Origin of the sequence: Brevibacillus sp. JB24b (assembly GCF_051713385.1) — a bacterium.
Taxonomy (GTDB): domain Bacteria; phylum Bacillota; class Bacilli; order Brevibacillales; family Brevibacillaceae; genus Brevibacillus_B; species Brevibacillus_B laterosporus.
Genome location: NZ_JBNVQV010000001.1, coordinates 3,651,733 through 3,666,250, shown reverse-complemented (window position 1 = coordinate 3,666,250; position 14,518 = coordinate 3,651,733). Strand labels below are relative to the sequence as shown.

The 14,518-nt window shown below is 42.2% G+C and carries 16 protein-coding genes; all 16 read left to right on the top strand.

Annotated features, from left to right (window positions below; translation table 11 throughout):
• Window positions 1-53: 53 nt before the first annotated feature.
• Window positions 54-1,388, top strand: a complete 1,335-nt coding sequence (locus ACQV1I_RS17090; protein WP_116333357.1) for a flagellar hook-length control protein FliK — start codon at window positions 54-56, stop codon at window positions 1,386-1,388.
• A 25-nt stretch (window positions 1,389-1,413) separates the two neighbouring features.
• On the top strand, window positions 1,414-1,812 hold the full coding sequence (locus ACQV1I_RS17085) for a TIGR02530 family flagellar biosynthesis protein (protein WP_018670828.1): 399 nt from the start codon (window positions 1,414-1,416) through the stop codon (window positions 1,810-1,812).
• Between the two features lie 84 nt (window positions 1,813-1,896).
• Window positions 1,897-2,697: a flagellar basal body rod protein FlgG gene (gene flgG / locus ACQV1I_RS17080; protein WP_094699395.1), complete on the top strand. Its 801-nt coding sequence runs from the start codon at window positions 1,897-1,899 to the stop codon at window positions 2,695-2,697.
• Window positions 2,698-2,793: 96 nt separating this feature from the next.
• Complete coding sequence (locus ACQV1I_RS17075) at window positions 2,794-3,009, top strand: flagellar FlbD family protein (RefSeq protein WP_094699394.1); 216 nt, start codon at window positions 2,794-2,796, stop codon at window positions 3,007-3,009.
• Between the two features lie 15 nt (window positions 3,010-3,024).
• The gene (locus ACQV1I_RS17070) at window positions 3,025-3,474 is read left to right on the top strand and encodes a flagellar basal body-associated FliL family protein (RefSeq protein WP_094699393.1); all 450 of its coding nucleotides are present in this window, start codon (window positions 3,025-3,027) and stop codon (window positions 3,472-3,474) included.
• A gap of 56 nt (window positions 3,475-3,530) precedes the next feature.
• Entirely contained in the window at window positions 3,531-4,526 is a 996-nt protein-coding gene (fliM, locus tag ACQV1I_RS17065) for a flagellar motor switch protein FliM (protein WP_094699392.1), read from the top strand.
• Complete coding sequence (gene fliY, locus ACQV1I_RS17060) at window positions 4,519-5,895, top strand: flagellar motor switch phosphatase FliY (protein WP_116333356.1); 1,377 nt, start codon at window positions 4,519-4,521, stop codon at window positions 5,893-5,895. The genes fliM and fliY overlap by 8 nt, the downstream gene beginning before the upstream one ends.
• A 28-nt stretch (window positions 5,896-5,923) precedes the next feature.
• The gene (locus ACQV1I_RS17055; protein WP_018670834.1) at window positions 5,924-6,286 is read left to right on the top strand and encodes a response regulator; all 363 of its coding nucleotides are present in this window, start codon (window positions 5,924-5,926) and stop codon (window positions 6,284-6,286) included.
• Window positions 6,287-6,292: 6 nt separating this feature from the next.
• Window positions 6,293-6,964, top strand: a complete 672-nt coding sequence (locus tag ACQV1I_RS17050) for a flagellar biosynthetic protein FliO (protein ID WP_094699390.1) — start codon at window positions 6,293-6,295, stop codon at window positions 6,962-6,964.
• 2 nt (window positions 6,965-6,966) lie between these two features.
• On the top strand, window positions 6,967-7,752 hold the full coding sequence (gene fliP, locus ACQV1I_RS17045; protein ID WP_094699389.1) for a flagellar type III secretion system pore protein FliP: 786 nt from the start codon (window positions 6,967-6,969) through the stop codon (window positions 7,750-7,752).
• Window positions 7,753-7,767: 15 nt separating this feature from the next.
• A complete protein-coding gene (gene fliQ, locus ACQV1I_RS17040) occupies window positions 7,768-8,037 on the top strand; it encodes a flagellar biosynthesis protein FliQ (RefSeq protein ID WP_003336924.1) in 270 nt (89 codons plus the stop codon).
• Window positions 8,038-8,040: 3 nt separating this feature from the next.
• Window positions 8,041-8,820 (top strand): flagellar biosynthetic protein FliR, encoded by a 780-nt coding sequence (gene fliR, locus ACQV1I_RS17035; protein WP_094699388.1) that lies wholly within the window; start codon window positions 8,041-8,043, stop codon window positions 8,818-8,820.
• Window positions 8,820-9,920, top strand: a complete 1,101-nt coding sequence (gene flhB / locus ACQV1I_RS17030) for a flagellar biosynthesis protein FlhB (protein WP_094699387.1) — start codon at window positions 8,820-8,822, stop codon at window positions 9,918-9,920. Before fliR ends, flhB begins: the two co-directional genes overlap by 1 nt.
• Before the next feature lie 14 nt (window positions 9,921-9,934).
• Window positions 9,935-11,968, top strand: coding sequence for a flagellar biosynthesis protein FlhA (flhA, locus tag ACQV1I_RS17025; protein WP_094699386.1), 2,034 nt, complete (start codon window positions 9,935-9,937; stop codon window positions 11,966-11,968).
• Window positions 11,968-13,596, top strand: coding sequence for a flagellar biosynthesis protein FlhF (gene flhF, locus ACQV1I_RS17020; RefSeq protein WP_116333355.1), 1,629 nt, complete (start codon window positions 11,968-11,970; stop codon window positions 13,594-13,596). The genes flhA and flhF overlap by 1 nt, the downstream gene beginning before the upstream one ends.
• Entirely contained in the window at window positions 13,589-14,482 is an 894-nt protein-coding gene (locus ACQV1I_RS17015; RefSeq protein ID WP_116333354.1) for a MinD/ParA family protein, read from the top strand. The genes flhF and ACQV1I_RS17015 overlap by 8 nt, the downstream gene beginning before the upstream one ends.
• Window positions 14,483-14,518 lie beyond the last annotated feature (36 nt).

Sequence of the window (14,518 nt, the reverse complement as noted above, 5' to 3'; positions counted from 1 at the left end):
ACAAATGTTCTTCATCGTTTACATAGCAACGAAATTATATAGGAGGTGATTAGATGAATATTGGAAACATGCAAACTGTAATGCCTATGGGAACTGGTACGCCAGGAGTTACTCCTGCATTAAATGGAGGACAAGCTTCTGTAGCCGGCCAAGAACAAGGAGTTTTTTCTTTGCAATTAGGCCTAGCGGTTGGAGCCTTTACTAACATGGCTGAAGTGGAATTTCCTGGTCTTTCTGAAGAAGATGCAAGTGCATTAGGAGACCTTATGGCGATGCTTCAGCAGTTGCTAGGAACCAATCAACAGATGCTCTTGCCACAAGAACAGCAAATCAGCAATGGGGATGGACAAGCTGAAGAAGCTCCTGAAGGCAAGCTTCCAATCATCACACTTACAACGGTTGAGGGAAAACAAACCCTACTTCAGGCTTTGACAGCTCAAGGAATGTCTAAGGAAGATGCTAACAAATTAACTGATTTGTTGCAGAAACTGCCGACGATGACACCTGATCAGGCAAAAGGAGATTATCAAAAATTGCTTGAAACTGTGCAAAAAACGTTGGGACAAATGGGGATTTCTTTACAAAAGGATGGGGTTCTTGAAGAGCAACAATCCGTATTGGTTACTCCTCAATTGAAAAAGCAGTTGACTCCTACTACAGCTAATCGAGTAGAGGTTTCAAATCAAATTTCTACCCAAATGCAACCGGTTCGCGTTCATCATGCATTGAGCCAATATGGACAGGAAGCGGGCATTCAGGTGAAATCGTTCCAATCTACATTACAGGAAGCGATCGCACCAGTAGCTATGAATCCGGAGACAGCTGATGTCGATGTAGACACGACAACTCAACTCCAAGTGGAGAACATTTCAACTACTCCAGTACAAAAACAAGCAGGAACAGCATCAGAAATGAAAAGCTTCCCTGTTCGAGCAGAACAAATGCCACAACAGGTTACGGATATATTTGTCCGTCAGCTGAAAGTGGGTACACTCCAAGGGGTTACGGAAGCGAAACTAATCTTGTATCCACAGGAGCTTGGTAAAGTTGATGTGCGCATTAGCTCACACAATGGTGTGATAACCGCTCACTTTATTGCAGACTCCAAGCACGGTAAAGACATGCTGGATCAACAAATGGCTCAACTCAGAACCGCTTTTGCCCAACAGGGAATACAAGTGGATAAGTTAGAAGTAAGCCAACAAAATAATTCCACTCCATTCTCTTTTGATCAGGGCAAGGAGAATGGTGGTCAGCAGGCTCGTGAGCAATCTCAGGATCAAGGTGCACAGAACGAGCAAGCAGAGGCTTCCTTTGACAGTGTTCTCGAAGGTGAACGTGAAAGCAATACAAGGCTGGGAGCATCTCGCGTAGACCTGAACGCATAAAGGGTATAAGGATGGAGGGATAGCTTTGAACCATCACATACGTGTAGGAAGCACCTATTATCCTTCGCGGCTCTCCACTCCTAAGCAGACGGGGGCTTCGCAACCAACGACTAAGCCGTTTGATCAATGGCTTTCTGATTCCTTAACGACCCAGCAGAGCTCCTCTCCAAAAGCTCTCTCCTTTAGTCAACATGCTGTACAGCGGATGCGAGAGAGTGGAATCGAGTTGCAACCAGAAGATATGCAACGGCTGGAGAGTGGATTTCAAAAGGCGAGGGACAAAGGAGCACGAGAGTCCCTAATCTTAATGGATAATGTCGCCTATGTCGTAAGCATCTCTAATCACAAGGTAATTACGGCTATGGATGAAAGTCGAATGAAGGAAAATGTATTTACCAATATTGACAGTGCAGTCTTTGTATAAATAGGGCCGGCCCTCATGTAGGAAGCCCACGGATTGCCAAATGACTGAGGTAATCCAAACTTTAAAAAACAGGGAGGTTTATTAATGATTCGTTCGATGTATTCCGGTGTATCCGGCATGAAGGGTTTTCAAACAAAATTAGATGTAATTGGTAATAATATTGCAAACGTGAATACGGTTGGTTTTAAAAAGAGCCGTGTAATGTTCCAGGATATTTTGAGCCAAAAGGTTGGTAGTGAATCAGGAACATCCGAAACAAGAGGAAGTGTTAACCCGATGCAAGTAGGGTTGGGAAGTAAAGTAGCTTCTATCGATGTGGTTCATTCTGTGGGGAGTCCTCAAACGACAGGGCTTTCATCTGATTTATCTATTGAAGGTGATGGATTTTTTGTAGTATCGGATGGCGAAGATGCTAAATATTTAACACGTGCTGGTGAATTTGTACGTGATGTTGAAGGGGAACTTGTTAATCCACAGGGACTTCGATTATTAGATGCTAATAATGCACCTATTAAGATTGACAGAGAAACCTACGTTTCGTATTCAATTGGGGCGGATGGTAGAGTCATAGGAGTTACTAAAGACCAAGAAGTTGAGGAAATTGCTACAATTGGGATAGCAGTTGTATCCAATCCAGGTGGATTGGAAAAGATAGGTGGTTCCCTGTATAAAACAACCGTAGCTTCAGGAAATACAGGAAATGAAATAACCAATCCAACCGAAGCGAATAGCAAAGTCCTCTCAGGTCAACTTGAAATGTCTAACGTAGACCTTAGTGAAGAGTTCACTGAAATGATTGTTGCACAGCGTGGGTTCCAAGCAAATTCACGTATCATTACAACTTCCGATAGTGTTTTGGAAGAACTGGTGAACCTAAAACGATAGGTAACAAACAGTAATTAGAAATAATTTTAAGCATCACAACGATAAGGTATGAGGAGGAATTTCTCCTCCTCTACCACCTTTGAAAGGAGTCGTTCGATGATTCGCTTGACCCGGTTTAACGGAAATACATTTTATTTAAACGCGGTTCATATTGAAGTAGTAGAAGCAACACCAGATACCATTATTACCTTAACCACTGGGAAGAAGTATCTGGTCAAAGAGACAGTCGAAGACATCATTCTTCAAATGAAGCAGTTTTATCAGGAATCGTATTTGGCAAAGACGCTTGAGAACCCAAGCGAATCTAGCTAATAACGGGAGGCCGCTATGTTTCAAAATAAATTAGTAAATATGGCACTTATTATTTTAATTGCTATCACTCTGTTAGGTGTGGCAGGATTCTTTATGTACATGTACACGTTTGCTCCATCGAAACAAGCTAATGGAGCCGAGGTAGTTAAGGCATTAAATGCAGATGAAATGAAGGAATACTCGGTAGATACCGAAGACATTACCACCAATCTTTTAACCAATAACTTTGTGGTGGTACGCTTTAGCATTACAGCAGATGGTAAAAATGGTAAAGCTGAACTAGAAAAAAGATTGCCGCAAGTAAAGCAGGTCATCATTAAAAGCTTGGCTGGATTGACTCCAGAAGATTTAAAAGGAACGGAAGGCATTAACAAGCTTGAGGCCAAAGTTCTAAATGATGTTAATACAATTATGCAAGATGGTAGAATCATTCTCGTTAGCACGACTAACCTAAAAAAGACATAAGAGATGGGAAAAAACGATGAGTGGGATGAAACAAAGCGCAAAAGGAGGTGACCGCCATGGCCGAGGTACTTTCACAAAGTGAGATAGACGCGTTATTAGCTGCTCTATCCTCTGGAGAAATGGATGCTAATGAACTAAAAAAAGAAGACGCTGAGAAAAAAATCAAGGTATACGATTTTAAACGAGCGCTTCGCTTCTCTAAGGATCAGATCCGTGGACTGACGCGAATTCACGAGAATTATGCCAGACTCTTAACTACCTATTTTTCAGCGCAGCTTCGGACCTTCGTGCAAATTAATGTCGCCTCTGTTGACCAGTTGCCATACGACGAATTTATCCGATCTATACCGAAAATGACCATCCTAAATATCTTTGAGGCACCGCCTTTAGAAGGTAGAATGGTAATGGAAGTAAATCCAAATATCGCTTATGCGATGTTGGATCGATTATTGGGCGGTCAAGGAATGATCCCTGATAAAATGGGAGCATTGACCGAGATTGAAACGACCGTAATGGAACGCGTCTTCAGCAAGGCGCTAGATAGTTTTCACGAAGCTTGGAAGCAAATTATTGAATTAGATCCATATTTGGAAGTTCTTGAAATGAATCCGCAATTTATGCAGATTGTTTCACCTAATGAAATTGTTGCTGTTATTTCCTTTAGTACCAAGATTGGTGATACGACAGGGATGATTAACCTCTGCTTGCCACACGTGGTATTAGAACCGATCATGCCAAAATTATCTGGGCAATACTGGTTCTCAACACAGCGACGACAACGAGATGAAGCAGAGAGACAGCTTTTAGAAGAGCAAGTCAAAACTGCTAAGTTGCCGATTTGTGCGGAACTAGGAACAAGCAGCATCACCGTACGAGAATTTTTACAACTAACACAAGGTGATGTCATTCAATTGGACCAAACCATTGATAACAGGCTACATGTCAAAGTGGGCGATTGCTTAAAATTCTACGCTCAACCAGGTACGTTAAAAGGCAAGGTAGCTGTGCAAATCGATGAAGTGATAGAGGAGGGGGAGGAAAACTATGAGTAGAGATATGTTGTCTCAAGAAGAGATTGATGCCTTGCTAAAAGCCAACGATAACCTCTCTGAGGAGCCAACGCAAGTGGAGAACAACATCCCTGATGTTGATGAATATCTCTCTCCCTTTGAGCAAGATGCATTAGGCGAAATCGGTAATATTTCGTTTGGCAGTGCAGCAACCGCGTTATCTACTCTGTTAAGTCAAAAGGTAGATATTACGACACCAACAGTCTCCATCGTGAAGAGAAGTGAGTTAGTCGATGAATTTCCACGACCTCATGTTGCGGTGCATGTTGAATATACGGATGGATTTCAAGGTATCAACATGCTTGTTATTAAGGTAGCAGATGCCACTGTCATTGCAGATTTAATGATGGGTGGCGATGGTCGAAATAACGCGCTTGACCTATCAGAAATGCATTTGAGTGCTGTGCAGGAAGCGATGAACCAAATGATGGGTTCTGCGGCAACCTCAATGTCGACCATTTTTAATCAATTAGTCAACATTTCTCCTCCTGGGATTGATATGATGGATTTACAGAATGGCCAAGGAGAAGAAGGATTGCCTAGCGGTGAGGAGCTTGTCAAAATTTCCTTCCAAATTAAGGTTGGAGATCAAGGAGAGCTAATTGATTCTAATATTATGCAGCTTTTACCAATTGATTTTGCCAAACAAATGATTAGTCGTTTGATGGGAAGTGAAGGACCGGAGATGGTTGAAACATCAGCAACAGCTTCTATCATGCATGAATCTTCTATGGATTTTGGAAAACCAGCTGCAACTCCGCAAGCAACACCTGTAGCAGCAGAAGCGCCAATGCCAGCATCAGCGCCTCAACCACCAGTAATGGAACAAGCACCTGGTATGCCGATGAGTGCGGCTCCGAGCGGTTATGAACAACAACCACCGCATCCGTATCCACCGCAACCAGCACCATATGGCTACCCACCAAATCAAGGGTATGCACCATATCCGTACCCATATCCGCCGTACCCACAACCATATGCGCAGTCTCCGCAACAGGCTGGGGGAGCGGTTAACTCACAGGTAGCGGCAGCAAATGTTCAACCAGCACAATTTACACCATTCCAGGGGAATAATGTTGCTCAACCAGATGAGCAGAACCTAGGATTGCTATTGGATATTCCGCTTCAGGTAACTGTTGAGTTGGGTCGTACAAAAAAACTAATTCGCGATATACTAGAGATGTCTGCTGGTTCTATTATTCAGTTGGACAAATTAGCGGGCGAGCCTGTTGATATATTAGTCAACAACAAGCTGATCGCAAAAGGTGAAGTCGTTGTCATTGACGAAAACTTCGGAGTGCGTGTAACCGATATTATTAGTCAATGGGATCGTGTACAGAAGTTACAATAAGCAGATTTCTTTAAGGAGGAACAGTAGGATGTCTAACAAAGTGTTAATCGTGGATGATGCAGCATTTATGAGAATGATGGTAAAGGAAATCTTGACGAAAAATGGTTTTACGGTAGTTGGGGAAGCGAGCGATGGTGCGCAAGCAGTTGAAAAGTATAAGGAATTAGGTCCTGATTTAGTAACCATGGATATTACAATGCCAGAAATGGATGGTATCACAGCTTTGAAGGAAATTCGCAAGATGGATCCTAATGCTCGTGTTATTATGTGTTCCGCAATGGGACAACAATCCATGGTTATCGACGCTATTCAGGCTGGTGCGAAAGACTTTATCGTAAAACCTTTCCAAGCGGATCGAGTAATCGAAGCCATCAAAAAGACGTTGAGCTAAACGATTATGAATGCAATGAACATTCGTAGTTTGTTCGTGGCAATGTTACTAGTTTTTGCTGTAGTAGCGCCTTCACCAACAGTTAGTTATGCGGAGGCGAAACAGACAGAAGGATCGGCTTTTGACTGGTTACAGCAGGATGCAAAACAGGGAAAACAAGGGACTGGGGGAGAGTTATCTACGGATTCTCCAGTTCCAGAAAGCCCTAGTATTCTTGGATATGTGGTCCAAATCGTCTTTTCATTGGCAGTAGTTGTCGGGCTAATCTATCTCTTATTCAAATGGTTAGGAAAGAGACAAGCTGGAGGTTTTCGAGAAAGTGGTCCATTTCGCACTGTAGGAGGCTATTCTCTTGGAACAGGTAAGTCCATTCAATTGGTGATGATTGGCGACTCGCTATATGTGTTAGGTGTAGGGGATAATATTCAGCTTATTCGCCAGATTCCACCCGGCGATGAGTTGGATGTTATTTTAGCCGATATCGAGAATAAAACAGCTCCTGACTGGTCATGGAATAAGCTTGGACATTTGTTTCAAGCACAATCTAAGACTACATCCACGCACACTCAACAAACAGATGCCTCTTTTGATCAGCTACTGGACGAACAGTGGCGGGAAGTCTCCCATGCGGAGCAACAAAAGAATCAATGGGAACAGAACCGCCGCAAAGGGGATTAGTCATGAACAGATTTTTGCCACTTCTACTATTAATATGTGCAACGTTTCTTTGTTTGATGACCTATACACAAGTTGCTGAAGCAAGTACATCAGATGCAGCGGGGCTTTTGAACAAAATTCCACAGGTAGAGTTTAAAATCGGTGGGGGAGCAGATAGTCCCGAGAAAACGGCTTCTTCTATTCAATTGCTGTTAATGTTTACGGTTCTAGCCTTAGCGCCAAGCATCTTAATTTTAATGACTTGCTTTACGCGTATTGTAGTGGTGTTGTCGTTTGTACGTACCGCATTGGCTACTCAACAAATGCCACCTAACCAGGTGATTGTGGGCATGGCGTTGTTCCTAACTTTCTTCGTCATGGCACCTACATTTCAAACCATTAATGATACAGCAGTAAAACCGTTTATGGAGGGAAAAATCACGGAGCAACAAGCATTAGATAAAGCAGTTACTCCGTTAAAATCGTTTATGCTAAAGCAGACTAGACAAAAGGATTTAGCGTTATTTTTACAATACTCGAAATCTGAAAAACCAAAGTCAATTGAAGATGTATCTCTTGTAGCCTTGGTTCCTGCTTTTGCAATCAGCGAATTAAAAACAGCTTTTCAAATCGGTTTTATGTTGTTTATTCCATTTTTGGTTATCGATATGATTGTCGCTAGTATTTTGATGGGTATGGGGATGATGATGCTTCCACCTGTCATGATTTCACTACCGTTTAAAATCCTGTTGTTTATCATGGTGGACGGTTGGTATCTCGTTGTGAAATCACTCTTTTTAAGCTTCTAGGAGGCCTGATGAAACATGACATCAGATATGATCTTACAAATTGCGCAATCCTCGGTATATACCATATTGATCGTGCTTGCCCCTATTTTGGGAATTGCGTTGTTAGTCGGGCTAATGGTGAGTATTTTTCAGGCAACAACACAAATTCAAGAACAAACGTTGGCGTTCATTCCGAAGATCGTGGCTGTGTTTCTTTCTTTGCTTATTTTTGGGCCGTGGATGCTACGTATTGTCATTGAATTTACAGCAAATATCATGGGTAACCTGTACAGATTTGTGGGGTAGAATATGCAACTGATTGAAACGTTCTTGCCCATGTACCTGCTGGTATTTGTGCGAATTATATCCTTTGTGGTATCGGCTCCACTATTTACGCAACGCGGTATGCCTAACCAGTTTAAGATCGGCTTTGCTGCTGCTATGGCGTTCATCAGTTTTGCTTATGTACCCATTGTGGATAAAATTCCGCTTGATATCACTTTTGCTGCTTATGTAGTAAAAGAAACGATCGTGGGCTTGTTATTGGGGTTCTTGTTACAGCTCATGTTTTCGGCTGTACGGGTAGCGGGTGGACTCATGGATATGCAAATGGGTTTAGCTATGGCTAACGTTGTAGATCCTGCTACGGGTGCTTATGTACCAGTCACGGGTCGTTTGAAAGAAATCCTAGCTACCTTATATTTTTTGAGTATTAATGGACATCATTTGATGATTCAAGGCATTCTCAAAAGCTATCAGACAATCCCTATTAGCAAATTGGGAATTTCGTTTTCTTCGGAAGCATTTGGAGAGTTTATGCTAAAGGCTTTCTCGCAGATGTTTTTGAGTGCCTTCATGATGGCGATTCCGATTGTCATTGCTTTATTTCTGGTAGACCTCTCCCTTGGTATTATCGCCAAAATGGTGCCACAATTTAATATCTTTGTGGTTGGTTTGCCTTTGAAACTGTTAATTAGCTTTTTAATGCTCATTTTCGTAATGCCTGGATTCTTTTTAGTACTTAGTAATTATATTTCCAAGATGTTTCAGGCCATGGCGGAATTGATCGGGATTTTGGGAGGAGCATGATGAGTCATCCACGTTTTTTTGTGACAGTAGATCTGCAATTTTTTAACGGCGAAAAAACAGAAAAAGCAACTCCTCAAAAACGTCAGGATTCTCGTAAAAAAGGGCAGGTTGCTAAAAGTTCAGATTTGGCTCCCGCTTTTATGATCAGCTCCGTGTTTTTTCTGTTGATGATTGCTGGCTCTTGGATGTTGGGCATCTTTGAAGGCATTCTACGCGAATCGTTGGGCAGTTATGCGACCTGGGAAGTAAATGCTGAAAATCTTCAGGTGATTACCCTGCAGGTCGTCAAAGAGGCAGCCAAGATTCTGAGTATGGTGTTTGGCGTCTGCATGTTGGTCGCGTTAGTGGTCAACTATTTGCAAGTCGGGGTGCTTTTTTCTTTAGAACCAATTCAATTTAAACTAGAAAAACTAAACCCAATCGAAGGATTTAAGAAAATCTTTTCGATGCGGACCATTGTTGAATTGTTTAAATCCATTTTAAAGATCACAGCAGGAATGATTGTTGTTTACATGATCTTATGGGATATCAAGGATAAGATTCCACGGCTTTCTTTTTCCACCCTTGAAGCAGTGCTGGAGTTTACGGGCTGGCAGGTCGTCAAATTGGGAATTTCAGTCGGTATGCTGTTGGTTATCCTAGCGTTCCTTGACTATCTATATCAACGCTACGAATATGAAAAGAATCTGCGCATGTCCAAACAAGACATTAAAGATGAACATAAAAAAATGGAGGGTGACCCCCTCATTAAAAGTAAAATTAAAGAACGACAAAGACAGATGGCCATGCGCCGTATGATGCAGGAAATTCCTAACGCAGATGTCATTATCACCAACCCGACACACTTTGCGGTAGCGATTAAGTATGATTCTGCTGAAATGATGGCGCCGACGGTGATTGCTAAAGGTCAGGATTTTTTAGCTCTGAAAATCCGAGAAATTGCCAAGAAGCACCGCGTAGTTACCATGGAAAACAAACCACTTGCCAGAGCATTATACGCACAAGTGGAGATTGGACAGACAATCCCAGAGGAACTGTTCAAAGCGGTAGCAGAGGTATTGGCCTATGTCTATAAACTTCAAGGTAAAGTGAAACGATGAAAGGAGGAGACGAGATGGGTGCAAAACAGTTGGGCATGATCATCTTCGTGTTAAGCATTGTCGTAATGATGGTAATTCCTTTACCATCCGGATTGTTAGATATGCTACTGATTGTTAATATATCGTTGGCCCTGGTTATCCTGCTCGTCTCGATGTATACCAAAGAGGCTCTGGAATTTTCCATCTTTCCTACATTATTGCTATTAACAACACTATTCCGATTGGCTCTAAATGTTTCAACTACGCGTAACATTCTATCCACTGGACAGGGTGGAACAGTTATCGAAGCGTTTGGAGATTTCGTAGTAGGTGGTAACGCTGTTATCGGTTTTGTTGTATTCCTAATCTTGATCATCATCCAGTTTATCGTTATCACGAAAGGTTCGGAACGTGTAGCAGAAGTAGCTGCTCGTTTTACATTAGATGCGATGCCAGGGAAGCAAATGAGTATTGACGCAGACCTAAATGCAGGAATGATTAGTGAACAAGATGCGAGACAGCGACGTCGTAAAATTGAGCGAGAAGCGGACTTTTACGGCTCCATGGACGGGGCAAGTAAATTCGTAAAAGGGGACGCTATTGCAGGTATCGTTATCTTTATCGTCAATATTATTGGTGGTTTTATTATCGGGGTAGCTATACATAAATTAAGCTTTATGGAAGCTTTAAGTACCTTTACACTACTTTCGATTGGTGATGCCTTAGTAAGCCAGATTCCTGCGCTACTTATTTCGACAGCAACAGGTATTATTGTGACACGTGCTTCTTCAGAAGGTGGTTTGGGAGAGGATATTACAGAACAATTGTTTGCTCATCCTAAATTGCTGTACGTAGTTGCTGCAGCGATGCTTCTACTCGGATTGTTAACACCAATAAGCTTACTTCCTACAGCTGTAGTAGCAGTCATATTAATTATTGCGGCAATGAAATTAACGAAACAGCAGAAGAGCGAATTAGCGGAATCCTTTACACAGGAAGAAGAGCAACAGCTTGAAGAAGTTCGAAGTCCAGAAAGTGTGGTTAATCTTCTACAAGTTGATCCGATTGAGTTTGAATTTGGCTATGGATTAATTCCGTTAGCAGATGCTAAGCAGGGTGGAGATTTGCTCGATCGAGTCATTATGATTCGTCGCCAGTGTGCACTTGAATTGGGACTTGTTGTACCTGTTATTCGTATTCGCGATAACATTCAACTAAAGCCGAATGAATACATTATCAAAATTAAAGGCAATGTGATTGCAACTGGTGAGATTTTGATGGATCACTATCTAGCAATGAGCCCTGGATTTGAAGATGAATCTGTAGAGGGCATCCCGACGATGGAACCAGCGTTTGGCCTACCAGCTCTTTGGGTCTCTGAGGAAAATAAAGATATGGCTGAGTTGTCTGGCTACACGGTTGTCGATCCGCCATCTGTAGTTGCTACGCATCTAACAGAGATTATTAAACGCCATGCTCATGAATTACTTGGACGTCAAGAGACACGAGCGCTAATAGATAACGTACGTGAATCAGCACCAGTGTTAGTAGATGAATTAATCCCATCCTTACTTTCGATTGGAGATGTTCAGAAGGTTCTACAGAAATTATTGAAAGAAAAAATTTCTGTTCGTAATCTTCCTGTCATTTTGGAAGCTTTGGCCGATCACGCTATGTTCTCCAAAGATCCAGAAGTATTGACCGAATATGTGAGACAGGCATTAGCTAGACAAATTACGTTACAGTATACGCAACCTGGGGAACCGCTCCGAGTCATTACAGCAGGGCCAAGTTTGGAAAAAACCATTTCCGAGAGTGTTGAGCAATCGGAACAAGGCAGTTACTTAGCCATGGACCCTGATACCTCTCAGCGCATCTACCAAAATGTGTCTGAGCAAGTAAATCGTATGGTAAACATGGGTCAACAGCCTGTTATCCTGTCTTCTCCTATGACTCGCATGTATTTACGACAATTGATGGAGCGTATGTTGCCTGACATTCCTGTTCTGTCGTACAGTGAATTAGAACCTCATGTTGAAGTGCAGAGTGTAGGAGTGGTGAATGTATAATGAAAGTCAAACGATACTTGGTTGAATCAATGCCAGAGGCCTTAGAAAAGATTCGTGTCGAACTCGGGAAAGATGCTGTCATTTTAAATACGAAGCCAGTTAAGACAGGCGGCTTCATGGGGATGTTTAGGAAACAGCAAATCGAAGTGATCGCAGCAGCGGAAACCAAGGAAGAAAAGCAGGCCCCAGCAAAGCCTGCTACTTCCGTTCCTAAACTGGATAGGCAAGAGAATGGGAATCCATTTGTAGGCAAACAAGGGTACCAATCGCCTAACAAAAATGAGCCATCCTCTGTTGGACAGCGTCCCAAGGTTATTCAAACAGCTTCTCATTCCAACGCAGCTCCTCACACAAATTCAAAAGAGGGGCTATTGGTAACTCCTGCACAAGATGGGGATTTTGTGCAACAAGAGGAGCAACCAAAGTCATTGGCAGGGGCACTTGCAGCCATCCGCTACCAACAAGCAATACATACCTTAACAGATGCCAATCAGCAATCGGGCACAGTTTTACCCAGTTCAACTCCAGATACTGTTCCTCTAGTACAAGACCGAGAGGAAGGGAAGGAATTCATAGCACCGCAATTGGGTGAAGAGACTTCTACTCCTATCGAAGGAGAGTCTTCATTACCAGATCGTTCTCAGAGATTTGAACCCTCGTTAACAATGAATCAGCCTGATGCTACTGTTCCTACAGAAAGAATGGAGCAAGAAAAACGGCTTGATCAAGCGACAGGTATGCAGGAATATCGCGACATGATTGGGGAGCTTAAAGATATGAGAGTAATGCTTCACAAGCTCTTGTTTGCTAAACAGGCTAGCGAGCAATTACCCCCATCGCTTGCAGAATGGCGAGAGAAGCTATTGCAAAATGAAATGCAGGAAAGTACGATTGCTACTCTATTACATGATATTTTACTAGAGCTACCTGATCCTTATCATGCTACTCAAGAAGAAGTAGATAACCTAATGAAACGCAGGATAGCAGAACGAGTAGCTAAGCATGTTCCTGATGATTCGAAGACTAGGAACCCTCAAAAATATCTATTCTTTTTTGGACCAACAGGAGTGGGAAAAACGACAACAATCGCCAAGCTGGCAGCCTGGCATATGTTAAAAGAGAAGCGAAAGGTAGGGTTTATTACTGCCGATACTTATCGGATTGCAGCAGTGGAGCAATTGAAGACATATGCCAATATTTTAAATGTGCCGTTGGAAGTTGTTTTCTCTGCAAATGAAATGGAGAATGCCTTGGACAAAATGCAGGGCTATGATCTTATTTTTATTGATACAGCTGGACGAAACTATCGAAATGATGAATTTGTGAGTAAAATAAAAGAGTATTTACAATGGGAAGAAATGAGCGAGCATTTACTAGTCATGAGTCTAACTTCCAAATTTGCGGACATGCAGGCAATCATAGAGCAGTTTAAAGATGTGCCTATCTCGCAGGTTATTTTGACGAAAGCTGATGAAACGCTACATTACGGACCAATCTTGTCGTTACTCGAACAATTTGATCTTCCTCTTTCTTATTTGACTACAGGACAAAATGTTCCCGATGATATTGAAGTCATCACAACGGAGAAACTGACCAAGTTGATCGTGGGGGAAGAGGCATATGCATGATCAGGCTCAAAAGTTGCGAGAACAGTTTCAACGAAAGCAGCAAATGCATGATGCAAGTAATATAGAGACACGAAAAACGCGACTCGTAGCCGTTACTAGCGGAAAGGGTGGCGTTGGTAAATCAAATGTCACTCTTAATTTAGCCTTGGGTCTCATGGAGCAAGGAAAGAAGGTTCTTGTATTTGATGTTGATCTAGGCTTGGCTAATCTTGACGTTTTAATGGGAGTTACCCCCAAGAAACATTTATTTCATCTTCTTGAAGCAGACCATACCGTATGGGATATCATTGAAAAAGGTCCTAAAGGTTTGGAGTTCATTGCAGGTGGCTCAGGCTTTAGTGAAATGTCTCAGCTACAAGATTGGGAATTGAGTAAGGTTTTTGATGAATTAGGAAAATTACAAGGTTATGCCGATATTATCCTTTTTGATACAGGAGCTGGGCTCAGCAAAGAATCTCTACAGTTTCTAATGGCATCTGATGAAATTTTGCTGGTGACTACACCTGAGCCTCCAGCTATCACTGATGCGTATGCAATGATGAAGATGGTTCATTTGCAAAAACCTGATGCTAAAATCAAGTTAATTATAAATCGTGCTTCTACAACACGGGAAGGTCAGCAAACCGCTGATAAACTGATTACAGTAGCCCAACGCTTTTTAGAATTTCCTATAGGAATGCTTGGAATATTGCCCGACGACTCGTATGTCTCAAAGGCAGTCAAGCAACAGCACCCCCTTTTACTCGTTTATCCACAGTCTCAGATGGCAAAAGGTATTCGCCAACTGGCTGCAAAATATACTGCCGAGCTCAATCCTTCTTCAACAGAACCGGAAGAGCAAGGTGGACTAAGAGGATTTCTTGCCAAATTACGAAATTGGATGTAACAGATGGTGTAAACGATTGAAGTGACTAGAAGGGAG